The organism is Streptomyces racemochromogenes (assembly GCF_039535215.1).
Taxonomy (GTDB): domain Bacteria; phylum Actinomycetota; class Actinomycetes; order Streptomycetales; family Streptomycetaceae; genus Streptomyces; species Streptomyces racemochromogenes.
The window spans coordinates 2,330,318-2,353,126 of sequence record NZ_BAAAWT010000001.1; the positions used below are offsets into that span (position 1 = coordinate 2,330,318).

Annotated in this window: 27 protein-coding genes and 1 pseudogene; 13 read left to right on the top strand and 15 right to left on the bottom strand. The window is 72.3% G+C overall.

All coding sequences use genetic code 11. The features are described from left to right. Positions 1-8: 8 nt before the first annotated feature. Positions 9-230, bottom strand: coding sequence for a hypothetical protein (locus tag ABD973_RS10480; RefSeq protein WP_125822412.1), 222 nt, complete (start codon positions 228-230; stop codon positions 9-11). Continuing rightward, positions 223-375 carry a hypothetical protein gene (locus ABD973_RS10485; RefSeq protein ID WP_164720953.1) on the bottom strand — a complete coding sequence of 51 codons (153 nt, stop codon included), beginning with the start codon at positions 373-375 and terminating at the stop codon, positions 223-225. Before ABD973_RS10485 ends, ABD973_RS10480 begins: the two co-directional genes overlap by 8 nt. A 194-nt stretch (positions 376-569) precedes the next feature. Between ABD973_RS10485 and ABD973_RS10490 the strand changes: the two genes are divergently transcribed. The 3 genes from ABD973_RS10490 to ABD973_RS10500 are packed head-to-tail and all read left to right on the top strand — an operon-like array spanning position 570 to position 2,205. Further along, positions 570-827 carry a hypothetical protein gene (locus ABD973_RS10490; protein ID WP_345499962.1) on the top strand — a complete coding sequence of 86 codons (258 nt, stop codon included), beginning with the start codon at positions 570-572 and terminating at the stop codon, positions 825-827. Positions 828-831: 4 nt separating this feature from the next. After that, the gene (locus ABD973_RS10495) at positions 832-1,320 is read left to right on the top strand and encodes a DUF6879 family protein (RefSeq protein ID WP_241253376.1); all 489 of its coding nucleotides are present in this window, start codon (positions 832-834) and stop codon (positions 1,318-1,320) included. A 27-nt stretch (positions 1,321-1,347) separates the two neighbouring features. Next, positions 1,348-2,205, top strand: coding sequence for a helix-turn-helix domain-containing protein (locus ABD973_RS10500; protein WP_125822409.1), 858 nt, complete (start codon positions 1,348-1,350; stop codon positions 2,203-2,205). A 616-nt stretch (positions 2,206-2,821) separates the two neighbouring features. Here ABD973_RS10500 and ABD973_RS10505 read toward each other — a convergent pair. Together ABD973_RS10505 and ABD973_RS10510 are read right to left on the bottom strand one after the other, a co-directional pair. Then, complete coding sequence (locus ABD973_RS10505; RefSeq protein WP_125602981.1) at positions 2,822-3,460, bottom strand: DUF6758 family protein; 639 nt, start codon at positions 3,458-3,460, stop codon at positions 2,822-2,824. Positions 3,461-3,550: 90 nt separating this feature from the next. Further along, positions 3,551-4,135 (bottom strand): suppressor of fused domain protein, encoded by a 585-nt coding sequence (locus ABD973_RS10510; RefSeq protein ID WP_007266361.1) that lies wholly within the window; start codon positions 4,133-4,135, stop codon positions 3,551-3,553. 379 nt (positions 4,136-4,514) lie between these two features. On the opposite strand from ABD973_RS10510, the gene ABD973_RS10515 reads away from it, so the two are divergent. Both ABD973_RS10515 and ABD973_RS10520 read left to right on the top strand, forming a co-directional pair. Continuing rightward, positions 4,515-5,627 (top strand): magnesium and cobalt transport protein CorA, encoded by a 1,113-nt coding sequence (locus tag ABD973_RS10515; protein ID WP_125822408.1) that lies wholly within the window; start codon positions 4,515-4,517, stop codon positions 5,625-5,627. Positions 5,628-5,658: 31 nt separating this feature from the next. Beyond that, positions 5,659-6,171: a hypothetical protein gene (locus tag ABD973_RS10520; RefSeq protein ID WP_345499968.1), complete on the top strand. Its 513-nt coding sequence runs from the start codon at positions 5,659-5,661 to the stop codon at positions 6,169-6,171. A 13-nt stretch (positions 6,172-6,184) separates the two neighbouring features. Here ABD973_RS10520 and ABD973_RS10525 read toward each other — a convergent pair whose 3' ends face one another. Continuing rightward, entirely contained in the window at positions 6,185-6,988 is an 804-nt protein-coding gene (locus ABD973_RS10525; RefSeq protein WP_125822407.1) for a hypothetical protein, read from the bottom strand. Positions 6,989-7,165: 177 nt separating this feature from the next. Between ABD973_RS10525 and ABD973_RS10530 the strand changes: the two genes are divergently transcribed. The 3 genes from ABD973_RS10530 to ABD973_RS10540 all read left to right on the top strand — a co-directional run bounded on the left by ABD973_RS10530 (position 7,166) and on the right by ABD973_RS10540 (position 10,314). Continuing rightward, positions 7,166-8,437, top strand: a complete 1,272-nt coding sequence (locus ABD973_RS10530) for a magnesium transporter MgtE N-terminal domain-containing protein (RefSeq protein WP_125602977.1) — start codon at positions 7,166-7,168, stop codon at positions 8,435-8,437. Between the two features lie 166 nt (positions 8,438-8,603). Next, complete coding sequence (locus tag ABD973_RS10535) at positions 8,604-9,110, top strand: DUF1003 domain-containing protein (RefSeq protein WP_206436661.1); 507 nt, start codon at positions 8,604-8,606, stop codon at positions 9,108-9,110. Positions 9,111-9,153: 43 nt separating this feature from the next. Continuing rightward, positions 9,154-10,314, top strand: a complete 1,161-nt coding sequence (locus ABD973_RS10540) for an Mrp/NBP35 family ATP-binding protein (protein WP_007266355.1) — start codon at positions 9,154-9,156, stop codon at positions 10,312-10,314. A 99-nt stretch (positions 10,315-10,413) separates the two neighbouring features. Here ABD973_RS10540 and ABD973_RS10545 read toward each other — a convergent pair whose 3' ends face one another. The 5 genes and pseudogenes from ABD973_RS10545 to sigE all read right to left on the bottom strand — a co-directional run bounded on the left by ABD973_RS10545 (position 10,414) and on the right by sigE (position 14,738). Continuing rightward, positions 10,414-11,148, bottom strand: a complete 735-nt coding sequence (locus ABD973_RS10545; protein ID WP_125822406.1) for a hypothetical protein — start codon at positions 11,146-11,148, stop codon at positions 10,414-10,416. Positions 11,149-11,283: 135 nt separating this feature from the next. Next, entirely contained in the window at positions 11,284-11,733 is a 450-nt protein-coding gene (locus ABD973_RS10550) for a sec-independent translocase (RefSeq protein ID WP_125822405.1), read from the bottom strand. Between the two features lie 169 nt (positions 11,734-11,902). After that, on the bottom strand, positions 11,903-13,846 hold the full coding sequence (locus tag ABD973_RS34740; protein ID WP_425586117.1) for a S1C family serine protease: 1,944 nt from the start codon (positions 13,844-13,846) through the stop codon (positions 11,903-11,905). A gap of 26 nt (positions 13,847-13,872) precedes the next feature. Next, positions 13,873-13,962 (bottom strand): annotated as a pseudogene (locus ABD973_RS34745) (hypothetical protein); the annotation flags it as partial. Continuing rightward, the gene (gene sigE / locus ABD973_RS10560) at positions 13,959-14,738 is read right to left on the bottom strand and encodes an RNA polymerase sigma factor SigE (RefSeq protein WP_125605623.1); all 780 of its coding nucleotides are present in this window, start codon (positions 14,736-14,738) and stop codon (positions 13,959-13,961) included. The gene sigE and the pseudogene ABD973_RS34745, both read right to left, overlap by 4 nt. Positions 14,739-14,905: 167 nt before the next feature. Between sigE and ABD973_RS10565 the strand changes: the two genes are divergently transcribed. Further along, positions 14,906-15,568, top strand: coding sequence for an O-methyltransferase (locus tag ABD973_RS10565; protein ID WP_125605621.1), 663 nt, complete (start codon positions 14,906-14,908; stop codon positions 15,566-15,568). A 237-nt stretch (positions 15,569-15,805) separates the two neighbouring features. On the opposite strand, the gene ABD973_RS10570 is transcribed toward ABD973_RS10565, so the two are convergent. Beyond that, positions 15,806-15,973 (bottom strand): DUF3117 domain-containing protein, encoded by a 168-nt coding sequence (locus ABD973_RS10570; protein ID WP_003966491.1) that lies wholly within the window; start codon positions 15,971-15,973, stop codon positions 15,806-15,808. A 332-nt stretch (positions 15,974-16,305) separates the two neighbouring features. Between ABD973_RS10570 and chcB the strand changes: the two genes are divergently transcribed. Then, positions 16,306-17,109, top strand: a complete 804-nt coding sequence (gene chcB / locus ABD973_RS10575) for a 2-cyclohexenylcarbonyl CoA isomerase (RefSeq protein WP_125599846.1) — start codon at positions 16,306-16,308, stop codon at positions 17,107-17,109. A 4-nt stretch (positions 17,110-17,113) separates the two neighbouring features. On the opposite strand, the gene ABD973_RS10580 is transcribed toward chcB, so the two are convergent. Beyond that, on the bottom strand, positions 17,114-17,695 hold the full coding sequence (locus ABD973_RS10580) for a DNA-3-methyladenine glycosylase I (protein ID WP_125599843.1): 582 nt from the start codon (positions 17,693-17,695) through the stop codon (positions 17,114-17,116). Next, on the bottom strand, positions 17,692-18,027 hold the full coding sequence (locus tag ABD973_RS10585) for a DivIVA domain-containing protein (protein ID WP_007266346.1): 336 nt from the start codon (positions 18,025-18,027) through the stop codon (positions 17,692-17,694). The genes ABD973_RS10580 and ABD973_RS10585 overlap by 4 nt, the downstream gene beginning before the upstream one ends. A 76-nt stretch (positions 18,028-18,103) precedes the next feature. Between ABD973_RS10585 and folP the strand changes: the two genes are divergently transcribed. Continuing rightward, entirely contained in the window at positions 18,104-18,964 is an 861-nt protein-coding gene (folP, locus tag ABD973_RS10590; protein ID WP_125822402.1) for a dihydropteroate synthase, read from the top strand. Between the two features lie 52 nt (positions 18,965-19,016). Here folP and ABD973_RS10595 read toward each other — a convergent pair whose 3' ends face one another. After that, positions 19,017-19,781, bottom strand: coding sequence for an LOG family protein (locus ABD973_RS10595; protein WP_125599835.1), 765 nt, complete (start codon positions 19,779-19,781; stop codon positions 19,017-19,019). Positions 19,782-19,845: 64 nt separating this feature from the next. Next, positions 19,846-20,925 carry a succinyl-diaminopimelate desuccinylase gene (gene dapE, locus ABD973_RS10600; RefSeq protein WP_125822401.1) on the bottom strand — a complete coding sequence of 360 codons (1,080 nt, stop codon included), beginning with the start codon at positions 20,923-20,925 and terminating at the stop codon, positions 19,846-19,848. Between the two features lie 87 nt (positions 20,926-21,012). On the opposite strand from dapE, the gene ABD973_RS10605 reads away from it, so the two are divergent. After that, complete coding sequence (locus ABD973_RS10605) at positions 21,013-21,996, top strand: hypothetical protein (protein WP_345499977.1); 984 nt, start codon at positions 21,013-21,015, stop codon at positions 21,994-21,996. Between the two features lie 396 nt (positions 21,997-22,392). Then, the gene (locus ABD973_RS10610; RefSeq protein ID WP_125822400.1) at positions 22,393-22,755 is read left to right on the top strand and encodes an ATP-binding protein; all 363 of its coding nucleotides are present in this window, start codon (positions 22,393-22,395) and stop codon (positions 22,753-22,755) included. The last annotated feature ends 54 nt before the right edge of the window (positions 22,756-22,809 follow it).

A 22,809-nucleotide genomic window follows, 5' to 3' on the forward strand; every position in this document is an offset into this window, starting at 1 on the left:
ACCTCTCCTCAGGGGTTGGAGGCGGTGGCCGCCTCGATGTTGGTGACGGCGGTGGTGAACTCACGGCCGGAGGAGTTGCGGATGTAGGCGAGCTCCATCCAGCGCTCGATGCCGGTGTCGGAGACGTTCTCGTTGACCACAGCCATCAGCACGCCCTCGGTACCCGAGGCGATGTCGCGGACACGACGGCGCAGGAGGCGGTGGGGGACGTACTCGTACTGCTCACTCATCGGCCGGCTCGTCGGCGATGCCGAGGAACTGCTCCCAGCCGACACGAGCTCGGTCGAGCAGGTCCTGACTGGGTTCGTATACAGCGCTCACCTGTACTCGCGGGTCGTCTGGCGTGTCGAGGCTGAGCACGTCGCGGGTGGCCATGTGTCCCTCCGTGCCGTCGTCATCGGGTGATGTACGTCAGCGTGTTGAGGCATCGACCCTGATCGCCAGCCATGTGCAGATTTGTGCACACGGGTCATCCGTCAGTGGGTTTGGCTACATAGGGGGCTTGACGTATGGCACAGGGGTCAGGACTCTCATGCACAGAACTGCACAGGCTGCTACTGGGGGCTGACATGGCGTTAGTGTTCGTAGGCATTGATCCCGACACCGGGGACATGCACAGTCCGACCGTCTGGGCTGACGTGGAGCACCAGGAGCTGGTACTCCAGGGATGGAAGCCGAGTCCGGAACTGGAGGCGGAGTGCGCGGCCACCGAACTCCCCGGGCACGCCAAGGGAATTCCCGAAGGCGAGGCCGTGATCAGGATCCCCGCCCGCATGCTGCACATGATCCGAGAGGCCTGTGATGTCCTCGACGCCCACGTTCAGTGAGCTGATGGCCACCTGCACGAGCGCCGTGCACCTGGAGATGCGGGACTCCTACGCCGTCGACTACGAAAAGGGTCCGTTCGCCGAATGGCGACGGGGCTTTCGGTACGATCCGGCGGACCGAGACTCCTGGTGGCGCCCGTGGCTCGGCCTGATCGCGGACACCGTGGGCCGTGGCGCCGCCGTCAGACGGGCCAGGGTCGTCTCCGAACCCGTCAGTGAGTACACGCGCTTCCTCTACGACGGCACGTTCACCAATGTCGCGGCAGGCGAGCAGGTGCGTTGGCTGCCTCGCCGCCGCGCGTCGGACATCGCTCTTCCGGGCAACGACTTCTGGCTGTTCGACGGCGAGTGGGTCCAGTGGAATCATTTCGCCGGTGACGGGTCGTCCGTGGGCGAGGAGATCACCAACGATCCGATCGTCGCGAAGCTGTGTGCTCAGGCGTTCGACGCGGTCTGGGCGCGCGCCATCCCACACGGCGAGTACAAGATCTGAGCCAGCAGGAAACCGGTCCGGAACCCCATGCCCTTCTCCCCTTCGTCCTCTGCGCAAGCCGCCCGCGAAGCCGTCGCCGTACGGCTGCGTGACCTGCGCAGGGGCGCGGGACTGACCGTGGCGGAACTGGCGGAGGTCTGTGGCTGGCACCACTCCAAGACGTCCCGGATCGAGAACGCCCGCACAGCCCCCTCCGCCCGCGACATAAGACGCTGGTGTCATGCGTGCGGACTGCCGGACGAGGCCACAGACCTCATCGCCCAGTCCATGAACGCCGAAACCCTCTACAAAGAGTGGCGACACCAGGTCAAAAGCGGCCTCAAGAAGCTCCAGGAATCCTGGTCCCAGTTCTTCGAAGACACCCAGCTCTTTCGGATCTACTCCTCCACCCTCGTCCCGGGCCTTCTCCAGACCGAGGGCTACGCCGGCGGCCTGCTCAGCACCATCGCCGCGTTCCGTGGATACCCCGACGGCGGGCTCGAAGCCGCCCGCGCACGCGTCGAACGCTCACGCGTCGTCCACCGGCCAGGACGCCGAGCCGTCCTGGTCATCGAGGAAGCCGCCCTGTACTACCGCATGGGCGACCCGGCCGCCACAGCCGCCCAGCTCGGCCACCTGCTCACAGCCGGAGCCCTACCCGCCGTCTCCCTCGGCATCATCCCGACCTCGGTCAACCCGCGCTCGATGTGGCCCGTGGAGACGTTCCACGTCTACGACGACACCCTCGTATCGGTGGAACTCCTCTCCGCAGAGGTCAACATCACCCAGCCATCGGAGATCGCCGTCTACCTCAAGGCCTTCGAACAACTGAGATCCATGGCCGTGTACGGCGCACATGCCCGATCCCTGGTGGTCAAAGCGATCGAGACCCTGGACCAAGAATGACACCCAAGACCGCCGCCGGCCGCCGAGACCAGAGAAGCACGTAGCGATCTGTCGCGCCTCTCGGCTCTCTGGGCTGCTCTGATCAACCCCTGGTGCGTGTATCAGCCCAAGGCGGTCGCCGGACGCCGAGAAAAGAGGAGCGCGTAGCGATCTGACGCGCCTATCGGCTTCCCAGGGGGCTCTGATCAACCTTTCGTGCGGGTAGCCGGGCAACCGGCCCCGAATCGGGACGCTGAGGGCCCGGATGCCCGGCAGGCCGGCGCCCGGCCGCTCGTCTCAGCGCTGAGGGACCCGCTCCTCCAAGGATCGTCCGTCCCGTTTCTTTGGGGGTTTCCCGGCAGTCTTTCGGCTTTCCGGGGCGGGTCGGTCTGTCAAGGGTGGCCGAAGGCCATCGCGAAGCGACGCGACGAAGGAGCGCCCTTGACAGGCCGGCACGACACGGAAGGACGATGGGACTGACGGGAAGCCCCCAACCCTCCCTGAGACCGTCCGGGGGGACACCGCCCCCGCACCGCCGGCCCGCAGACGAGGGGGCGGGTGGGCAACCCCCGCCCGACCCCACGGGGTCGAGGGGGAGATGGCGGGCCCGAGCCGCAAGCCCCGTACGCCCGCCCCCCTACCCCAGGATGCGTGGGCTCAGGGCGCCGCAGGGGAGGAGTTCGACTTCCGAGCCCGCGTCGCGGAGGTCGGTGAGGACGAGTTCGTCGTACATGAGCAGGCCCGTCTGTTCGGGCCAGACGATGGCCCACAGCCACAGGCCGCGGGCCTCGCCCGCGAAGACGGCGCGGTCGTCCGGGGCGCCCTTGACGTGCCACAGCGGGGTGGGGCGGCCCGCCGCGACGACCTTGGCGTGCGGCGGGGCGGAGACGTTGATGTAGGGGCCCGGGTCAGGGGCGTCGATGCCGGCGAAGCGGGAGCCGAGGCCGACGCCGAGTTCCTCCGCGATCAGCACCAGCTCCCCGAGCCCGCCGAGCGGTCCCGGTCCGGTGCAGGCCACGGCGGTGGCGCGGCCCCCGCTGCGGTCGTCGCCGGCGCTCGCGACGCCGGTGAAGAGCCAGCCGACCGGCAGCGGCCACGGCATCCACACGGGCACGTTCGCCCGGTTGACGACGACCTCCAGCCCTTCGACGCTGGGCGGGATCACAGGCTGTAGCGGGTGGACGGCGCCGTGCACCGCGCACTGCCAGGAGTCGGAGAAGAGGCCGGGCGCACGGACCCGGCCACCGCACTTCGGGCAACTCGGTTCGCCCCTCATAAGAAGCACGCTCCTCCCCGCCCGGGGCGCCGTCAAGACGCGATCACCCGTCCGGGCTCACTCCGGGCTCACTCCAGGCACACTCCGGGCTCAGTCCAGTGCGACGGCCGTACGCAGAGGGTCCCGCAGATCGGTGCCGCGCGCGAGCCAGCGTTCCTGGAGGGCGGCGGCTCCGTGGACCCGCTTCCAGGCGGCCTCGTTCGCCGTCATGGGGAGCAGCGGGAGGAAGCGGACGGGATCCATGGGCTCGTCGAGGTCGAGGTCCTCCACGAGTCCGCCGGGTTCGGCGACGAGTACGGAGGTGAACGGGGCGCCGTCCCACAGCGGTTCGCCGACGTCGAGGGAGGCGCCGGGGGCGACGACGAGCCCTTCGACCATCGGGGAGGCGGCGAGCACGGCCAGGGGCCGCAGCAGCTTGTCGGTGGGGGCGAGGCCGGCCCGTACGGTCAGCACGAGTTCGGCGCGCGGGCCGCGCACCGGGTCGGCGACGACGGCGGTGGGGTCGGTCATGGGGTGGGCGGACATGCCGAGGGTCGCGTACCGGACGAGGTCGCCGTCGGTGAAGCGGAGGACCTCGATGCGGTCGGTGCCGAGGAAGGTGACGGAGGCGCGGGCGTCGGGTTCGCCGAGCGTGCTGCGCAGCCGGGCTTCGACGAGGGCCAGAATTTCTGCCATGGAGCGAGCATAGAACTCGTATCCGCCGGGTAAAGGGCGGGTCTTGACCATCCGTCGGCTGATAGTGTTGACAGCTGGTCGGGGCCGCACTCAGAAGAGTTGTTTCAGGGCTCCGGCGACAGGACGTCCCCCACGGGGGACCGGCCGGAGGAGGTGGGGCTGCGATGGACCGAAGTCGATCGTGCAGTACCAGCCGCTCTTCGGCGTCCTTCCAGGGCTCCTCCAGCCCTCTTTGATCTTCTGATCAGCAGAAGAGCGACGGCAGAACTTTGTCCTCCCGTCCTGTTTCCCTCCGTGGGCCCCGGGCTGCCAGCCCCCGGCCGTCGCGGGGGACCTCCCACCCGTACGGTCCGCAGCCGTGCGCGAGAAGGAGCCTGCCATGTCGATGCTGCCCTACCTCCGTGCCGCCGTCCGTCCGGCGCTGCGCAAGTCCACCCCCGTCCAGCCCGGCTACGACACCACCCGCGACCCCTCCGCCAGCAGTGCGGTGGTCGACTGTGCCGTGTACCGCGACGGGCGGCGTGCGCAGGGGGACTGTCTGACGCCGCGTGAGGCCCTGCGCCGGGTGCGCGAGGACGGCGGCTTCGCCTGGATCGGGCTGCACGAGCCCACCCACGACGAGTTCGCCGGGATCGCCGCCACGTTCGGGCTGCACCCGCTGGCGGTGGAGGACGCGGTGCACGCGCACCAGCGGCCGAAGCTGGAGCGGTACGACGAGACCCTCTTCACGGTCTTCAAGACGATCCACTACGTGGAGCACGCCGAACTGACCGCGACCAGCGAGGTGGTGGAGACGGGCGAGGTGATGTGCTTCACGGGCCCCGACTTCGTCATCACCGTCCGGCACGGCGGCCAGGGTTCCCTGCGGAGTCTGCGCCACCGCCTCCAGGACGACCCGGAGCTGCTGGCGCGGGGCCCGTCGGCGGTGCTGCACTCGATCGCCGACCACGTGGTCGACGGGTACATCGCGGTCGCGGCGGCGGTGCAGGACGACATCGACGAGGTGGAGAGCGCGGTCTTCGCCGCTCCCGCGAAGGGGGTCGCCCGGGGCGGTGACGCGGGCCGGATCTACCAGCTGAAGCGGGAGGTGCTGGAGTTCAAGCGGGCGGTGTCGCCGCTGCTGCGGCCGATGGAGCTGCTGAGCGAGCGGCCGATGCGGCTGGTGGACCCGGACATCCAGAAGTACTTCCGGGACGTGGCCGACCACCTGGCCCGGGTGCACGAGCAGGTCATCGGCTTCGACGAGCTGCTGAACTCCATCCTCCAGGCGAACCTGGCGCAGGCGTCGGTCGCGCAGAACGAGGACATGCGCAAGATCACCTCCTGGGCGGCGATCGTCGCGGTGCCGACGATGATCTGCGGCGTGTACGGGATGAACTTCGACCACATGCCCGAGCTGCACTGGAAGTACGGCTATCCCCTGGTGATGGCCGCCATCGTGGGCAGCTGTTTCGCGATCCACCGGACGCTGCGGCGCAACGGCTGGCTGTAGCGGGCGGGAGCGCAGCGCCTACGCTGTGCGCATGACTCTCAGCGCACTCGACCTGGCCCTCGTCGAGGAGGCCTCCAAGAAGTCCGGCCTGATCTGGGTCCGCGGCGGCGGTGCCGACCGGGCCCTGTGGCACGCCTGGGTGGACGGCGCCGCGCACGTGCTCGGTGACGGCCCCGGCGAGCAGCCCTTCCCCGGGCTCGCGGACGGTGCCTCGGCGGAGGTGACCGTACGCAGCAAGGACAAGGGCGGCCGGCTCGTGGGCTGGACCGCGGCCGTACGGGAACTCGTGCCCGGCAGCGAGTCCTGGGAGGCGGCCGTCGCCGAGCTGAAGGGCAAGCGGCTGAACGCGCCCGACTCGGAGCGGATGACGGAGCGCTGGGCCCGGGAGTGCCGGCTGCTGCGCCTGGAGCCGGTGGCGGTGGCCGAGGAGCTGCCGACGGGTTCGCTGGCGGCGCGTCCGGTGGGCTCCCCGGCGGTCACCCGCAGGCCGATCCCGGCGGGTCTGCCGAAGCTGCTGCTGAAGCGGAAGAAGGCCAGGCGCTAGCGGCCGTCGCCGCTCAGCCCTTGGGGTCGGCGCCCTGGCCGGAGGACTTCGAGGGCGCCGGGGAGGCGCCGGGGGCGGTGCCCTTGCCGTCCTTGGTGGTCGGCAGCTGGCTGCCGTAGTCCACGGTCTGGTCCTGCGCGGGAGCCTCCAGCGGGAAGGGCTTGCCCCACTCGGACAGCTCCACCCGGCCGGCGCCGCCCGCGCGCTCCATCAGCAGCGGGTACGGGGTGCCCTCCAGGGACACCGACAGCTTTCCGCCCTTGCCCGCGTCCGCCGAGACGGGGACCGCGCGGGTGTGCCCGACGGTGGTGTAGGCGCCCTTGGTGAGCTTGCCCTGGAGGCCGAGGAGGCCGTCCAGCAGGACGTGCATGTCGGTGAAGCCGCGGAACTGCTTGTAGGAGGGGTCTGCCTCGGGCACCTTCACGTACTTGTCGCCGAGCTTGCCCGCGGAGTCCGACTTGCCCCAGAAGGCGGCGCTGGCCTTCAGGTACAGCTGTTCGCCGACCCGCAGCAGCTGGAAGGTGTCCTCGGCGGACTTCACCTCGCCGGAGCCGCCGTCGGCCTTGAGCCGCATGTCGAGGGTGAAGGTCTTGCCGCCGGTGACGAGGGTGCCGGCCAGGTGGACCGAGTTCGCGGCGGTCGCGGCGGCCTTGGCCTGGCCCTCGATCTTGTCGGCGGCGAGCTTGCCGACGCCGTTCGTGCCCTTGTCGGGGTCCTTCTTCTCCGCGCAGCCCGTACCGGCGACGGCGAGGCCCGCGCAGAGGACACCGATGAAGGCGGCCCGGCGCAGCCGTACGGCGGGGGTGTGGGCGGTCACGGGCGGGTGCCTTCCGTCGGGGTCTGCGGCAGCAGGCAGCGTACCCGTCCGGGGGCGCGGCCCCGGCGGACCCCCGGACACACCCCGGCCGGACGGCCCCACCAGGACGCCTTCGCCCGCCACGGGCTAGCCTGAGGCACGGCACGACTGTTGATGGACGCTCTAGGAGGCGCACGGATGGCTGCAGGCGCCCCGCGGATCTTCGTCTCGCATCTGTCGGGTGTGCCCGTCTTCGACCCCAACGGCGACCAGGTCGGCCGCGTCCGCGACCTCGTCGCGATGCTGCGGGTCGGCGGCCGCCCGCCCCGGCTGCTGGGCCTGGTGGTCGAGGTCGTCAGCCGGCGGCGGATCTTCCTGCCGATGACGCGGGTGACGGGCGTGGAGTCCGGCCAGGTCATCACGACCGGTGTGGTCAACATGCGGCGCTTCGAGCAGCGCCCCACCGAGCGGCTGGTCCTCGGCGAGCTGCTGGACCGGCGGGTGCGCCTGGTCGACGGCGGCGAGGAGGTCACCGTCCTGGACGTGGCCATCCAGCAGCTGCCGGCCCGCCGGGACTGGGAGATCGACCGGATCTTCGTGCGCAAGGGCAAGGGCGGTGCGCTGCGCCGGCGCGGCGAGACGCTGACCGTGGAGTGGTCGGCGGTCACCGGCTTCTCCCTGGAGGAGGAGGGCCAGGGCGCCGAGAGCCTGGTGGCGACCTTCGAGCAGATGCGTCCGGCGGACCTGGCGAACGTCCTGCACCACCTGACGCCGAAGCGGCGCGCCGAGGTGGCCAACGCCCTGGACGACGACCGGCTCGCGGACGTCCTGGAGGAGCTGCCCGAGGACGACCAGGTGGAGATCCTCGGGAAGCTGAAGGAGGAGCGCGCCGCCGACGTCCTGGAGGCCATGGACCCCGACGACGCGGCGGACCTGCTCTCCGAGCTGCCGGAGGAGGAGAAGGAGCGGCTGCTGACGCTGATGCAGCCGGACGACGCGGCCGACGTGCGGCGCCTGCTGTCGTACGAGGAGAACACCGCGGGCGGTCTGATGACGACCGAGCCGATCGTGCTGCGCCCGGACGCCACCGTCGCGGACGCGCTGGCCCGCGTGCGCAAGTCGGACCTGTCGCCGGCGCTGGCCGCGCAGGTGTACGTGTGCCGGCCGCCGGACGAGACGCCGACGGGCAAGTACCTGGGGACGGTGCACTTCCAGCGGCTGCTGCGGGACCCCCCGTTCACGCTGGTCAGCTCCCTGGTGGACGCGGACCTGCCGCCGCTGCGCCCGGACGCCTCGCTGCCCGCCGTGACGAGCTACCTGGCCGCGTACAACATGGTCGCGGCGCCCGTCGTGGACGAGAGCGGCTCGCTGCTGGGCGCGGTGACGGTGGACGACGTCCTGGACCACCTGCTGCCCGACGACTGGCGGGAGACGGACTTCCATTCCGAGGAGGCCCTGCGTGGGCACTGAGCGCGGGCGCGGCGATGCGGGGCGCGAGCGGCGCCGGGAGCGGCGCGAGCATGCCCGGGAGGGGCTCTCGGAGCGCTTGGAGGAGGCGGCCGAGCGGCTCCGCAACGAGCGGACGGAACGTTCCGCCGAACGGGCGAGGAGTGCGGCGCCCGCGGGTGCGAGCGCGCTGACGCGCTCGCGCGTACGGCTGGACCAGCCGCGCTCGGACCGCCGCAAGCTGCTGCCCGAGTACGACCCGGAGGCGTTCGGGCGGCTGTCGGAGCGGGTGGCGCGGTTCCTGGGCACGGGCCGGTTCATCGTCTGGATGAGCCTGGTCATCGTGGTGTGGGTGCTGTGGAACGTGTTCGCCCCGGACCACCTGCGCTTCGACCAGTACCCGTTCATCTTCCTGACGCTGATGCTGTCGCTCCAGGCCTCGTACGCGGCCCCGCTGATCCTGCTCGCGCAGAACCGGCAGGACGACCGGGACCGGGTCACCCACGAGCAGGACCGCAAGCAGAACGAGCGCTCCATCGCGGACACGGAGTACCTGACCCGGGAGATCGCGGCGCTGCGGATGGGCCTGGGCGAGGTCGCCACCCGCGACTGGATCCGCTCGGAGTTCCAGGACCTGATCAAGGAGATGGACGAACGGCGTTTGTTCTCGGGTGAAAGTGACGAAGGCGACCGCTGATCGGCTTACCCGGGCCCTGCTACCGAGCCGTACCATCGGGGGCATGGCTACCGAGACACCCTCCGCCGCCGCGCCGGAGCAGGACGCGATCCTGGACGCGCTGGCGACGGTCAACGACCCCGAGATCCACCGGCCGATCACCGAGCTCGGCATGGTCAAATCGGTGGAGATCGGCGAGGGCGGCGCCGTCGCCGTCACGGTCTACCTCACGGTGTCGGGCTGCCCCATGCGCGAGACCATCACCAAGAACGTCACCGAGGCCGTCGAGAAGGTCGCGGGCGTCACCTCCGTCGCCGTCTCGCTGGACGTGATGAGCGACGAGCAGCGCAAGGAGCTCGCGGCGACCCTGCGCGGCGGCACCGCCGAGCGCGAGGTGCCGTTCGCCAAGCCGGGGTCGCTGACCCGCGTCTACGCGGTCGCGTCCGGCAAGGGCGGCGTGGGCAAGTCCTCCGTGACGGTCAACCTGGCCGCGGCGATGGCGGCCGACGGCCTGAAGGTCGGCGTGGTCGACGCGGACATCTACGGGCACAGCGTGCCGCGGATGCTCGGTGTGGACGGCAAGCCCACCCAGGTCGAGAACATGATCATGCCGCCGTCCGCGAACGGCGTGAAGGTCATCTCCATCGGCATGTTCACCCCGGGCAACGCCCCGGTGGTGTGGCGCGGCCCGATGCTGCACCGGGCGCTGCAGCAGTTCCTGGCGGACGTGTTCTGGGGTGACCTGGACGTGCTGCTGCTGGACCTGCCGCCGGGCACCGGCGACATCGCGATCTCGGTCGCGCAGCTGGTGCCGAACGCCGAGATCCTGGTCGTGACCACCCCGCAGCAGGCGGCGGCCGAGGTCGCGGAGCGGGCCGGCTCGATCGCGGTGCAGACGCACCAGAAGATCGTGGGTGTCGTCGAGAACATGTCGGGCCTGCCGTGCCCGCACTGCGACGAGATGGTGGACGTGTTCGGCTCGGGCGGCGGCCAGAAGGTCGCCGACGGCCTGACCAAGACGGTCGGCGCGACGGTTCCGGTGCTCGGCACGATCCCGATCGACGTCCGGCTGCGCGAGGGCGGCGACGACGGCAAGCCGGTCGTGCTGTCCGACCCGGACTCCCCGGCGGGCGCGGCCCTGCGCACCATCGCGGGCAAGCTCGGCGGCCGCGCGCGCGGCCTCTCGGGCATGAGCCTGGGCATCACGCCGCGCAACAAGTTCTAGGCAACAAGTTCCAGGCAACAAGTTCCAGGGAGGGGCACCACCTGGCGGTGGTGCCCCTCCGCGCTGCGCGGACCCTGCGGAACGACCGCCCGCGCCGGCCTACTCGTACGCCGCGAGGTCGATGGCCGAGAAGCCCAGCCCGTACGCGCTCATGCCCCGCCCGTACGCCCCCAGGTGCACCCCGCTGCCGGTGGAGCCGGCCAGTACCCAGCCGAACTCCGACTCGCGGTAGTGGAACGGCATCGGCTCCCCGTCCACCGGCAGCGACAGCGTCGACCAGTCCGGCCCCGCGAGGTCGTCGGCGAGCTCCCAGGCGGCCTCCGTCTGCTGGTCGAGCCAGTCGGCGCGCCGGGTGTGGTCCATCTGCGGCGGCCAGCTGTAGGACAGCAGGCCCGAGCCGGCCAGCCAGGCCGCCGAGGAGACCGAGGTGGCCTCCAGGACGCCGGTGCCGTCGCCGCTGCGGCGCTGCGGGTTGCCGGCGACGGTGATCACCACCGCGAAGCGGTCCTTCTCGCCGGTGGCGATCTCGCCCCGGGCGGACGGCTCGTCGCCGTGGCCGGTGGAGCCGTGCTCCACGCTGCCGTCGGCGCCGGTGCCGACCTGCATGAGCCAGCGGGGGCCGCTGAAGGCCCCGTCCAGGCCGTACCAGGGGAACTCGGCGCTCAGATAGCCCGCCGCTCCCCGGCGGGCCTTCGGGAAGGGTGCGGCGGCTTCCGGGGGCTGTCCGGGCGCGTCCTGCCCGCCGGTGTGTTCCGGGGGGCCGGCCGGCGCGGGTGCGGCTTCGGACGCTTCGGCGGGCTGTACGCCCACCCGGCTGCTGCTCGTCGTCTCCATGGCGGCCTCTCGTTCCGTGGGGTCCGGAACGGCCCACCCCCTCGCCTGGCTGGGGGGACCCCCCTCCGCGGGCGGCCTGGGTCCGGACAGATGGAGGATAGCCATCCGGTCCCGGATCGACGGGCAGGCTGCGGATCAGGTGGCGTCGGCGTCGAAGGGGGTGCGGGGCTCCTGGGCCGGTGCGGCGGGCTTCTTCAGCAGGTCCGGACCGCTACCGGCGGCGGGCGTGGCGGACGGCGCGGCGCCGGCCCGCGGCAGGTCGCTCTCGCGGCCGTTCACCGCGTCGGTGACCTCGTTCAGCTCCTTGCGGAGGTCGAAGCTGCCGCGCAGCTCCCGGAGGTCCTCGTTCTCGGTGAGCTGCTTGCGGATGAAGGTCTTCGGGTTCAGGTCCTCGAACTCGAAGTCCTTGAACTCGGGACCCAGTTCGGAGCGGATGTCCTGCTTGGCGTTGTCCGAGAACGCGCGGATCTTCCGGATGAAGCCGGAGACGTCCTGGATCACCTTCGGCAGTTTGTCCGGGCCGAAGACGAGGATGGCGAGCACCACGATCGTGACCAGCTCGAGTGCGCCTATGTCGTTGAACACCTTGCCGCTCCTCGGCTCTCTCCACTTCCGGCCCGGTCAACGGTACCCGGCGTTCCTTGCGCTCCCCTACGCCGGTGCGCGACCGGTCCCGGATTCACCCGGGCGTCATCCGGTGTTCGTGTGGCGGACCGGTTGCCGGGGACCGCCCCCCGGGGGCCTGGAGGGCCGCTCAGGAGCCGCTCGCCGAGCCGAGGACCACCTCCAGGGTGCGTTCCCCGCCGTCGCGCACAACGGTCAGGGCGAGGCGGTCGCCGGGCCGGTGGGCTCTGATCTTGATGATCAGCTCGTCGCCGCCGTGCACGCGTACGCCGTCGACCTTGGTGATCACGTCTCCGGGCCGGACGCCGGCACGGGCGCCGGGGCCGTCGGCGACGACCGAGGGCTTGCCGTCCTCGCCCTTGACGTCGACCCGGGCTCCGTCGCCCTTGTACTCCATGTCCAGGGTGACGCCGATGACGGGGTGGGTGGCGCGGCCGGTGCGGATGAGCTCCTCGGCGACCCGCTTGCCCTGGTTGACGGGGATGGCGAAGCCGAGGCCGATGCTGCCGCTCTGGCGGGTGGGGTCCTCGCCGTCCTCGCCCTTGTCGGCGCCGCGGATGGCGCTGTTGATGCCGATCACGTGGGCGCGGGAGTCGAGGAGGGGGCCGCCGGAGTTGCCGGGGTTGATGGGGGCGTCGGTCTGGAGGGCGTCGACGTAGCTGATGTCGCTGCCGTCGCGCTTGCCGCCGCCGGCCGTGATGGGGCGGCCGGTGGCGCTGATGATGCCCGAGGTGACCGTGTTGGAGAGGTCGAAGGGGGCGCCGATGGCCACCACCGGGTCGCCGACGCGGACGTTCTCGGAGTTCCCGAGCGCCAGCGGGCGCAGGCCGCGGACCCCGCTGACCTTCACCACGGCCAGGTCGTAGCCGCCGTCGCGGCCGACCAGCTCGGCGCGCACGCTCTCGCCGGTGCTGAAGGTGACCGTTATGTCGCGGGCGTCGGCGACGACGTGGTTGTTGGTCAGGATGTGGCCCTGGTCGTCGAGGACGAAGCCGGTTCCGGTGCCGCTGCCGCCGCCCCCGCTGACGTGCAGGGTGACCACGCCGGGCAGGGCGGTGGCCGCGATGCCGGCCACGCTCTCGGGGGCCCGGTCCTTGGCGTCGGCGGCGGCCTGCGGGAGCTCCAGCCGGGTGCTGGTGCGCCGCTCGGCCAGGATCCCGAGGTAGCCGCCGGCGCAGCCCGCGAGGAGGGCGATGACCGCGCCGACGACCGCCAGCCGCCACAGCGCGGGGGCGCCGTTGGGCGCCCTGCCCTGGTCGACGACCTGGTACGGGCCGGCGGCCCAGGGGTCGTAGCGGGGGCCGGGAGCGGAACCGGGGGCCGGGTCAGGGGCGGGGGCGGGCGGGGTCCGGCCGGTGTCCGCGTCCGGTCCGGGCTCCGGCACGGCGGCGGGCCGGCTCCACCATGTCGGAGCCGGACCGTTCTGCTGACTGTCGGACATGGGCGCTCCCCCGCGGGCCTGGCGCACCGCGGGGCGGCGCGTGTGCCGCAGATTCAACCAGGTACCCGGGCCCTCGGGGGCCCGGGTCAGCGGGAGAGGGAAACCGGCCGGGCCGTCGCCGGGGCCGAGGAGGCCGCCGTCGGCAGCTGCCCCACCGGGACCGGGCCGGTCGTCACGCCGGGGGTCGGGACCCGGTCGCGCACGAAGGCGTCGGTCAGCGGCACCGCGGGTCCGGGTCTGGTCGCGGGGGCCTCCCCCCGGGGGTTCGGCTCGACCCCGTCCAGCGGCAGCGAGCCGCCGAGGGCGATCGCGGCCAGCGACACGGCTCCCGCCGCCACGAAGGCGAAGCGGCGCCTGGGCCGGCCCACCTCGTGGATGCGGAAGCCCTCGCGGGGGGCGGCGGGAGCGGAGTACCCGAACGAGGAGAACGGGTCGACGCCCGGAGCCGGGGGCGCGAGCGGAGCCCCCGGTCCGCCGCCCGGACCGGGGGGCCCGGCGGGCCCGTCCGGGCCCGCTCCCGGCAGCCCCTGGAGCCGGGCCAGCAGGCCGGCCGACAGCGGTGGCGGTGCGCTCTCCACGAACAGGGTCTTCAGCCGGCGCTGCGCGTCGGCCTCGGCCTTGCACTTGGCGCAGGTCGCCAGGTGCGCCAGCACCCGCTCGCGCGCGTCGTGCTTCAACTCCCCGTCCACCAGGGCGGCGAGCCGGTCGCCCAGGTGCTGTTCGGCGGGGGAGGGACTCGCCCCGCTCACTCGGCTCCGCCCTCTCCCCCGGCGCCCGGCGCGCCCACCGCCACGCCCGCCAGCGCGCGCTGCTCGGCGCGGAACTCGGGGGAGCGGTGCTTGAGCGCCTTGCGCAGGTGCGAGCGGCCGCGGTGGATGCGGCTGCGGACGGTGCCGAGCTTCACACCGAGGGTGGCGGCGATCTCCTCGTAGGACAGGCCCTCGATGTCGCAGAGCACCACGGCGGCGCGGAACTCGGGCGCGAGGGTGTCCAGGGCCTGCTGCACGTCGGCGTCGAAGTGCGTGTCGTGCAGGACCTGCTGGGGGGACGGCTCGCGGCTCGGGAGCCGCTCGGCGGCGTCGTCGCCCAGCGCGTCGAAGCGGATCCGCTGCTTGCGGCGCACCATGTCCAGGAACAGGTTCGTGGTGATGCGGTGCAGCCAGCCCTCGAAGGTGCCGGGCGTGTAGGTGGACAGCGAGCGGAAGACGCGGACGAAGACCTCCTGCGTCAGGTCCTCGGCGTCGTGCTGGTTGCCCGTCAGGCGGTAGGCGAGGCGGTAGACCCGCGCGCTGTGCGTGCTGACGATCTCCTCCCACGAGGGAGGGGTCCACGCCTGGGAGCCCGCGTCGGCGGCAAAGGTCGCGGTGGTCGCGGTGTGGGCGGTGTGGAAGCGGTCAGCGGTGTAGGTCACGGATTTCGGCTCACCCGCCGACCAGAAGAGACGTCTGAGGACGCCTCCACGATCCACAGGCGCAGCCGCACCTCCCCTGTCGGCTCTGGTGGTGTCCAGTGGAGCCCCTACCATAGCCACCCCTCCCGTCAGCTCTGGATAAGCATTTTTGCAGTAACTTTGCACGGAGCTCGGGGTCCGGACCGCCGATCTGCCCGCAGCCGTCCCCTCTATCCCGCCTCTCACCCTCCCAACGCCCGGTCCCATCTGCGGGTTCCCGACGTCAGCGGATACAGTCACCGTTGCGCCAACTATGGGGACAGGAGAGGGTCATTAGCGGCAACCGGCAGACGAGCTGGGCGTTCGCCGACGCGTTTGTCGCCGAGGACGACGCTCTGCGATGGGCCCGCGACCGGTCCAGGGAAGCGGGCCTGCGGTCCGTGTCCCCCGGCACCGGGGCCGCGCTGCGTCTGCTCGCCGCCACCGCGGACGCCAAGGCCGTCGCCGAGATCGGCACGGGGACCGGCGTCTCGGGGATCCACCTGCTGCACGGGATGCGGCCGGACGGGGTCCTGACCACGGTGGACCCCGAACCCGACCGGCAGGCCTTCGCCCGGCAGGCCTTCCGCGCGGCCGGCTTCGCGGGGAACCGCGCGCGGTTCATTCCGGGGCGGGCGCTGGACGTGCTGCCGCGGCTCGCCGACGGCGGGTACGACCTGGTCTTCTGCGACGGTGACCCGGCCGAGTCCCTCGACTACCTCGCGGAATCGTTGCGGCTGCTGCGTCCCGGGGGGCTGGTGTGCTTCGAGGGCGTCTTCGCGGACGGGCGCACGGTCGACTCGGCGGCCCAGCCGGTGGAGGTGATCCGGGTGCGGGAGCTGCTGCGCAGCGTGCGGGAGAGTCCGGCGCTGGAAGCCGCCCTGCTCCCGGTGGGGGACGGGCTCCTCTGCGCCGTCCGGCGGTAGCCCGCTGCGCGGGGCTGGTCCCCTACCCGCCCTTCGCCCGTTCCCCGGGCTGCGCACCCCTCCTGGGGGCTCCGCCCCCAGACCCCCGCGCCTCAAACGCCGGCGGGGCTGTCCATAGCCCCGCCGGCGTTTGAGGCGACAGGCGCCCCGGCGCCGCACCGCGCGAGCGGCGCCATGAAAACAGCTCCGCCCCCGCCGCGGGGCGGCAGGGGCGGGGCAAGATCAAAGGGTCGGGGCTCAGCCGACGACCTTCTTCAGGGCGTCACCCAGGGCGTCCGCCTCGTCCGGCGTCAGCTCGACGACAAGCCGACCGCCGCCCTCGAGCGGTACGCGCATGACGATGCCTCGCCCCTCCTTGGTGACCTCGAGCGGGCCGTCGCCCGTCCGCGGCTTCATGGCCGCCATGCTCGTTCCCCTTCCTGAAACCAGCTCATCGTCAGCCGACGGCCCCGTTCAGGCGCCTAGTACCCGGCATCGAACACATTGCTTCCCAGCCATTATCCCGCATGTCAGGACCCGATGACCAACATCGGAAGGGAACGCTTGCGCAACGCGCGCGACCAAAACCACTCATTTCGGGGATCCGCCTGCGATACTTCGCCGTCGCCCCCGGGGGTGGGGCTCCGCTTTGTTTGACGCACATCACATGCCCGCCCCCGGTCACGTCCGCCATGCTGGCCCTTGCACCGGCCGGTACCGGCCGGTAGCCAAGCCCGCGACGAAGGGGGACCCCCGCCATGGCCGACAGCGTGCTCTACGAAGTGACCGACGGACTCGCGACCGTCACGATCAACCGGCCCGACGCGATGAACGCCATGAACACGGAGGCCAAGGTCGCCCTGCGCGACGCCGTCCAGGCGGCGGCCGCCGACACCGCCGTACGGGCGGTGCTGCTCACCGCCGCCGGCGACCGGGCCTTCTGCGTGGGCCAGGACCTCAAGGAGCACATCGGCAACCTCGCCGCGGACCGCGAGAACGGCTCGACGCTCACCATGAGCACGGTCTCCGAGCACTACAACCCGATCGTGCGGGCCCTGACGGAGATGCCCAAGCCCGTCGTGGCCGCGGTCAACGGCGTCGCCGCCGGCGCCGGCTTCGGGTTCGCGCTCGCGGCGGACTTCCGCGTCGTCTCCGAGACCGCGTCCTTCAACACCTCCTTCGCCGGGGTCGCGCTGACCGCCGACTCCGGGGTGTCCTGGACCCTGCCCCGGCTGATCGGCGCCTCCCGGGCCTCCGACCTGCTGCTGTTCCCCCGCACCGTCAAGGCGCGGGAGGCCTTCGAGCTGGGCATCGTGAACCGGCTGGTGCCCGCGGAGTCGCTGCGCGCGGAGGCCGAGAAGGTGGCCCGGACCCTGGCCTCCGGCCCGACGGTGGCCTACGCGGCCGTCAAGGAGTCCCTGGCGTACGGGGCCTCGCACAGCCTCTCCGAGGCCCTGGAGCGCGAGGACGTCCTCCAGACCCGCGCGGGGGCCTCCGAGGACCACTCCATCGCGGTCGAGGCCTTCCTCGCGAAGCAGCAGCCGCGGTACCTGGGCCGCTGACGCCTCACCCCTCGCGGGACACGCAGCCCGCGAGGTGGTCGTTGACCAGGCCGCAGGCCTGCATCAGGGCGTAGGCCGTGGTCGGCCCGACGAAGCGGATGCCCGCCTTCTTCAGGGCCTTGGCCAGGGCCGTGGACTCCGGGGTCACCGCCGGCACGTCGGCGGTGCTCCTCGGGGCCCGGCCCCGCTCGGCGGGGGCGTGGGACCAGATCAGCTCGTCCAGCTCCCCCGCCCCCCAGCCGGCCAGCACCTTCGCGTTGGCGAGGGTGGCCTCGATCTTGGCCCGGTTGCGGATGATCCCCTCGTCGCCCATCAGCCGTTCGGCGTCGGCCGGCCCGAACTCGGCGACCGCCGCGATCTCGAAGTCCGCGAAGGCCTTGCGGAAGCCCTCGCGCCTGCGCAGGATCGTGATCCAGGACAGCCCGGACTGGAAGGCTTCCAGGCACAGCCGTTCGTACAGGGCGTCGTCCCCGTGGACGGGCTTGCCCCATTCGGTGTCGTGGTAGGTGACGTAGTCCTCCGTGGAGAGCCCCCAGGGGCAGCGCAGGCCGCCGTCCGGGCCCGCCAGCAGTCCCGCGCCGCTCACCGCTCGTCCTTCGTGAGGTCGACCCGGTCCGCCGGGGCGTGGGCGCGCGCGGCCGTCAGCTCCGCGATCCGCGCGTCCCGCTCGGCCAGCTCGGCGGCGAGCCGGTCCAGTACGTCGTCCACCTCGGCCATCCGGTAGCCGCGCGGCGCGACCGGCAGGCGCAGCGCGTCGATGTCGGCCCGCACCACCGGCCGGCTCTCCGGGAGCGCGTCGGCCACCCGGTCCGGCTCGGCCTCGGGCAGTACGGCTTCGGAGCCGCCGCCGACCACCGCGAGGGTGACCGCGGCCACGACCACGACCAGCGCGATCAGCAAGAACCAGAACACGATCAACTCCCCTGAGAGACTCCTGCCCTCAGGTTAAGGTCGCAGACGAGGCGCGAGGGTCGCCGAAGGAGGAAAGAGCAGGATGCTGCGACTGGGCAGGCGCGAGTTCGACACCCACGAGCCGGTGATCATGGCCATCGTGAACCGCACCCCGGACTCCTTCTACGACCAGGGCGCCACCTTCCGCGACGAGCCGGCCCTCGACCGGGTGGAGCGGGCCGTGGCCGAGGGCGCGGCGATCATCGACATCGGCGGGGTGAAGGCGGGCCCCGGCGAGCACGTGGACGCGGCGGAGGAGGCCCGGCGCACGGTCGGCTTCGTGGCGGAGGTGCGCCGCCGCCACCCGGACGTGGTGATCAGCGTGGACACCTGGCGGCACGAGGTCGGCGAGGCGGTCTGCGAGGCCGGGGCGGACGTGCTGAACGACGCGTGGGGCGGGGTGGACCCGAAGCTGGCGGAGGTCGCCGCGCGCTACGGCGCGGGCATCGTGTGCACCCACGCGGGCGGGGTCGAGCCGCGCACGCGGCCGCACCGGACCTCGTACGAGGACGTGGTGGAGGACATCCTGCGCGTCACGGTCGGGCTCGCGGAGCGGGCCGCGGCCCTCGGGGTGCCCCGCGAGTCGATCATGATCGATCCGGGTCACGACTTCGGGAAGAACACCCGGCATTCGCTGGAGGCCACCCGCCGGCTCGCGGAGATGACCGAAACCGGTTGGCCGGTGCTGGTCTCCCTGTCCAACAAGGACTTCGTCGGCGAGACCCTCGACAAGCCGGTCAAGGAGCGCCTGCTGGGCACCCTGGCAACCACGGCCGTCTCGGCCTGGCTCGGCGCGCAGGTCTACCGCGTCCACGAGGTCGCGGAGACGAAGCAGGTCCTCGACATGGTCCGCTCGATCCAGGGGCACCGCCCGCCGGCCGTCGCCCGCCGCGGCCTGGCCTGAGGCACCCCGAGCGCCCCCGAGCCGCGCCGCCGTGGCGGCGCGGCCGTGGTTCCTACTTGCCGACTTCCTTCGTGACCAGCGCGATCGCCTCGTCCACGTCGTCCGTGACGTGGAAGAGGTAGAGGTCCTTCTCCGAGGCCTTGCCCTGGGCGATGACCGTGTTGCGCAGCCAGTCGATCAGGCCACCCCAGTACTCCGTGCCGAAGAGCACGATGGGGAACCTGGTGATCTTCTGCGTCTGGACCAGGGTCAGCGCCTCGAACATCTCGTCCAGGGTGCCGAGCCCGCCCGGCAGGACCACGAAGCCCTGGCTGTACTTCACGAACATCGTCTTGCGGACGAAGAAGTACCGGAAGTTCAGCCCGAGGTCGACGTGCTGGTTGAGCCCCTGTTCGAAGGGGAGCTCGATGCCCAGGCCGACGGAGATGCCGTTCGCCTCGCGGGCGCCCTTGTTGGCCGCCTCCATCGCGCCCGGGCCGCCGCCGGTGATCACGGCGAAGCCGGCCTCGACGAGGGCGCTGCCGATGCGTACGCCCGCCTCGTACTCGGGCGAGTCCACCGGCGTCCGGGCGGAGCCGAACACACTGATCGCGGGCGGCAGCTCCGCCAGGGTGCCGAAGCCCTCGATGAACTCCGACTGGATGCGCAGGACCCGCCAGGGATCGGTGTGCACCCACTCGGAGGGACCGGCCGAGTCCAGCAGCCGCTGGTCCGTCGTACTGCCCGCCTGCACCTGGCCCCGCCTGCGCAGCACCGGCCCGAGCTGCTGCTCCTCGGGCCGACGGCGAGACCCCTCGGCATTGCCGTGGTTGCCCATGATGTGCTCCCTCCAGCTGATCGTTGGATCAGGTTAGGCGCACGAAGGTGGCCGGAAGGGGAATTTACGAGGTCAGCCAGGCGCGGAGTCGTTCCTCGCAGTGCAGGATGGCCTTCGTCTCGACACGCTCGTCGACCTTGTGGGCCAGCAGCGCGTCGCCCGGCCCGTAGTTGACCGCCGGGACGCCGAGCGCGCTGAAGCGGGAGACGTCGGTCCAGCCGAACTTGGGCATCGGACGGCCGCCGACCGCCTCCATGAAGGCCGCGGCGGCCGGGTGGGACAGGCCGGGCAGGGCGCCGCCGGAGGAGTCGTCGACCACGAACTCGGCGATGTCGCAGTCCGCGAAGACCTCCTTGACGTGGGCCAGCGCGTCGGCCTCGCTGCGGTCGGGGGCGTAGCGGAAGTTCACGGTGACCGTGCAGGCGTCGGGGATGACGTTGTTGGCGACGCCGCCCTCGATGCGGACCGCGTTGAGGCCCTCGTGGTACTCCAGGCCGTCGATGACCGGCTTGCGGGGCTCGTACGCGGCCAGCTTCGCCAGGATCGGGGCGGCGGTGTGGATGGCGTTGGAGCCCATCCAGCTGCGCGCGGAGTGGGCGCGCTCGCCCTCGGTGCGCAGCAGCACGCGCAGGGTGCCCTGGCAGCCGCCCTCGACCTCGGCGTTGGAGGGTTCCAGCAGGACGGCGAAGTCACCGGTCAGCCAGTCGGGGTGGGCGGCGGCGACCTTGCCGAGGCCGTTGAGGTCGGCGGCCACCTCCTCCTGGTCGTAGAAGACGAAGGTGAGGTCGCGGTTGGGTTCGGGGACGGTCGCCGCGATCCTCAGCTGTACGGCGACCCCGGACTTCATGTCCGTCGTGCCGCAGCCCCACAGGACGTCGTTCTCGTCCAGGCGGGACGGGACGTTGTCGGCGATCGGCACGGTGTCGAGGTGGCCGGCGAGTACGACGCGTTCGGCGCGGCCGAGGTGCGTACGGGCGACGACGTTGTTGCCGAGGCGGTCGACGGTGAGGTGCGGGAGGGCGCGCAGCGCCGCTTCCACCAGGTCGGCGAGGACCTTCTCGTCGCCGCTCACGGAAGGGATGTCGACGAGCCGGGCGGTCAGCTCGGCAGCGTCCAGGGTGAGGTCCAGCTCGGATTCGGACATGGAACTGACCCTAACGCCCCGGGATGGGAGGGAAGCGGGAGCGTCCGCCCGGTGGACGGTTTATCGGCCTCAAGTACGGTGGGCCGCGTGTCCGAGACCGATCGCTCCCGCCCCCGCCGCCGCCGGCCGTTCCGCAAGGCCGTAGGCCTGGTCGTCCTGCTCGGGGTGATCGGGTACTTCGTCGTCCAGCGGGAATCCGACAACGGCGCCTCCTACTGCACGGCTTCGGCGACCGGGGCGGCGGGCTCCGCGGGTGCGGGGGACGTCCAGACGTACGAGATGACCCCGGAGCAGGCGTCGAACGCGGCGACGATAGCCGCCGTCGGGATCTCCAAGGGGCTGCCGGACCGGGCGGTGACCATCGCGCTGGCCACGGCGATGCAGGAGTCGGGTCTGCGCAACCTCGACCACGGGGACCGGGATTCGCTGGGGCTGTTCCAGCAGCGGCCCTCGCAGGGCTGGGGCACCCCGGAGCAGATCATGGACCCGGTGTACTCGGCGGGGATCTTCTACGACCGGCTCGCGGAGATCAAGGGGTACACCCGGCTGCCGCTGACGGTGGCGGCGCAGAAGGTGCAGCTCAGTGGTTTCCCGCAGGCGTACGCGAAGCACGAGCCGGACGCGACGGTGCTGACGGCGGCCTTCGGTGAGAACGGCACGCCGGCCTCCCTGGTCTGCTCCGGCCCGATGCCCTCGGCGGGCGACCCGGAGAAGGTGCGGGCGGAGCTGGTACGGGCGTTCGGGGCGCCGGCGCGGGAGGCGCTGGGCGCGGGCCGGGCGGGCGCTCAGGCCGGGTCGGTGCCCGAGGCGGAGGTCGGGCTGCGGCTCAAGGAGGGCGGCGGTCCGGCCGAGGCGCGGCGCGGGCGGGCGATGGCCCACTGGGCGGTGGCCCGGTCGAAGGAGCTGGGCATCGCGCGGGTGTCGTACGACGGCTCCTCGTGGGCGGCCGGGCGGGACGGCGGCGCCTGGCAGGCCAAGGGCAGGGGCGGCGGCAAGGCAGGTGGCGGCGGTGCGCGCGACGCGGCGCCGGGCGAGGTCCGCATCTTCATGGCCCGCGCCACCCCCCGCTGACGCACGCACCCGCGATCCGGCGGCACCCGCCGGACCCGGGGCATCCGCTGGCCCGGCGGCACCCGCCGCCCCGCGGTACTCACCAGCCCGGTCGGCCCAGACCGTCGGCCGGGGGGGGGCGGCGCCCCGCGTGGGCGCCCGGCGCGCGGCCGGGCGGCGGGGGCGCCCCCGCGGCACGGTCACCCGTACGCCCCGTCACCCGGGAGGGGGGTCCACGCCTTCGGCCCGTACACCCGGAAGGCGGACAGAACCGCAGGTCGGCGCGGGTCCGGTGCTCTTGTCACGGAAGCCGATTAAACGATGCGTTACTGATCCTTTACCCGGGGGGTCCGCAACTCCCCCCACCCCGGGAGCGGTTGTACACGGCGTACTCAGCCGCTACCGCTTAGGAGCATCATGACCCTCCCCCTGACCCGTCGGATCGCCCGCGCCGCGCTTCTCCTCGCTGCCGGTACCGCTCCCGTGGTCGGTGCGGCAGGCGCCGCCAGCGCGGCCGACGCCGTGGGCCTGGAGTCCCTGCCGAAGCTGAACACGCTCACCGCCCCCGACGCCGGCGCGGCCACCGACGCCACGCACACCGCCACCGAGGCCCTCCCGGCCGCCGCCCCCGTCGCGGCCCCCGCCACCGAGGCCCTCGGCGGCGCCGGCGGAGCCACCCAGACGCTGGGCGGCCTGCCGGTCGCCGGTCAGGCCCTGGGCGGCGGCCTGCCGGGCGGCGGCCTGCCCGGCGGCGGCCTTCCGGGCGGTCTGCTGGGCTGACCCGCGTCGGGACCCACGAACGCCCGAGGGGGCCGGGAGCAACGGCTCCCGGCC

Coding starts and splice junctions, on each gene's coding strand:
- ABD973_RS10490 (WP_345499962.1), top strand. CDS start 570: ATGGCGTTAGTGTTCGTAGGCATTGATCCCGACACCGGGGACATGCAC.
- ABD973_RS10485 (WP_164720953.1), bottom strand. CDS start 375: ATGGCCACCCGCGACGTGCTCAGCCTCGACACGCCAGACGACCCGCGA.
- folP (WP_125822402.1), top strand. CDS start 18,104: ATGCTGCGACTGGGCAGGCGCGAGTTCGACACCCACGAGCCGGTGATC.
- ABD973_RS10500 (WP_125822409.1), top strand. CDS start 1,348: ATGCCCTTCTCCCCTTCGTCCTCTGCGCAAGCCGCCCGCGAAGCCGTC.
- dapE (WP_125822401.1), bottom strand. CDS start 20,925: ATGTCCGAATCCGAGCTGGACCTCACCCTGGACGCTGCCGAGCTGACC.
- ABD973_RS10570 (WP_003966491.1), bottom strand. CDS start 15,973: ATGGCGGCCATGAAGCCGCGGACGGGCGACGGCCCGCTCGAGGTCACC.
- ABD973_RS10540 (WP_007266355.1), top strand. CDS start 9,154: ATGGCTACCGAGACACCCTCCGCCGCCGCGCCGGAGCAGGACGCGATC.
- ABD973_RS10480 (WP_125822412.1), bottom strand. CDS start 230: ATGAGTGAGCAGTACGAGTACGTCCCCCACCGCCTCCTGCGCCGTCGT.
- ABD973_RS10595 (WP_125599835.1), bottom strand. CDS start 19,781: ATGGGCAACCACGGCAATGCCGAGGGGTCTCGCCGTCGGCCCGAGGAG.
- ABD973_RS10495 (WP_241253376.1), top strand. CDS start 832: ATGGCCACCTGCACGAGCGCCGTGCACCTGGAGATGCGGGACTCCTAC.
- ABD973_RS10520 (WP_345499968.1), top strand. CDS start 5,659: ATGACTCTCAGCGCACTCGACCTGGCCCTCGTCGAGGAGGCCTCCAAG.
- ABD973_RS10530 (WP_125602977.1), top strand. CDS start 7,166: ATGGCTGCAGGCGCCCCGCGGATCTTCGTCTCGCATCTGTCGGGTGTG.
- chcB (WP_125599846.1), top strand. CDS start 16,306: ATGGCCGACAGCGTGCTCTACGAAGTGACCGACGGACTCGCGACCGTC.
- ABD973_RS10510 (WP_007266361.1), bottom strand. CDS start 4,135: ATGGCAGAAATTCTGGCCCTCGTCGAAGCCCGGCTGCGCAGCACGCTC.
- ABD973_RS10505 (WP_125602981.1), bottom strand. CDS start 3,460: ATGAGGGGCGAACCGAGTTGCCCGAAGTGCGGTGGCCGGGTCCGTGCG.
- ABD973_RS10515 (WP_125822408.1), top strand. CDS start 4,515: ATGTCGATGCTGCCCTACCTCCGTGCCGCCGTCCGTCCGGCGCTGCGC.
- ABD973_RS10610 (WP_125822400.1), top strand. CDS start 22,393: ATGACCCTCCCCCTGACCCGTCGGATCGCCCGCGCCGCGCTTCTCCTC.
- sigE (WP_125605623.1), bottom strand. CDS start 14,738: ATGGTAGGGGCTCCACTGGACACCACCAGAGCCGACAGGGGAGGTGCG.
- ABD973_RS10545 (WP_125822406.1), bottom strand. CDS start 11,148: ATGGAGACGACGAGCAGCAGCCGGGTGGGCGTACAGCCCGCCGAAGCG.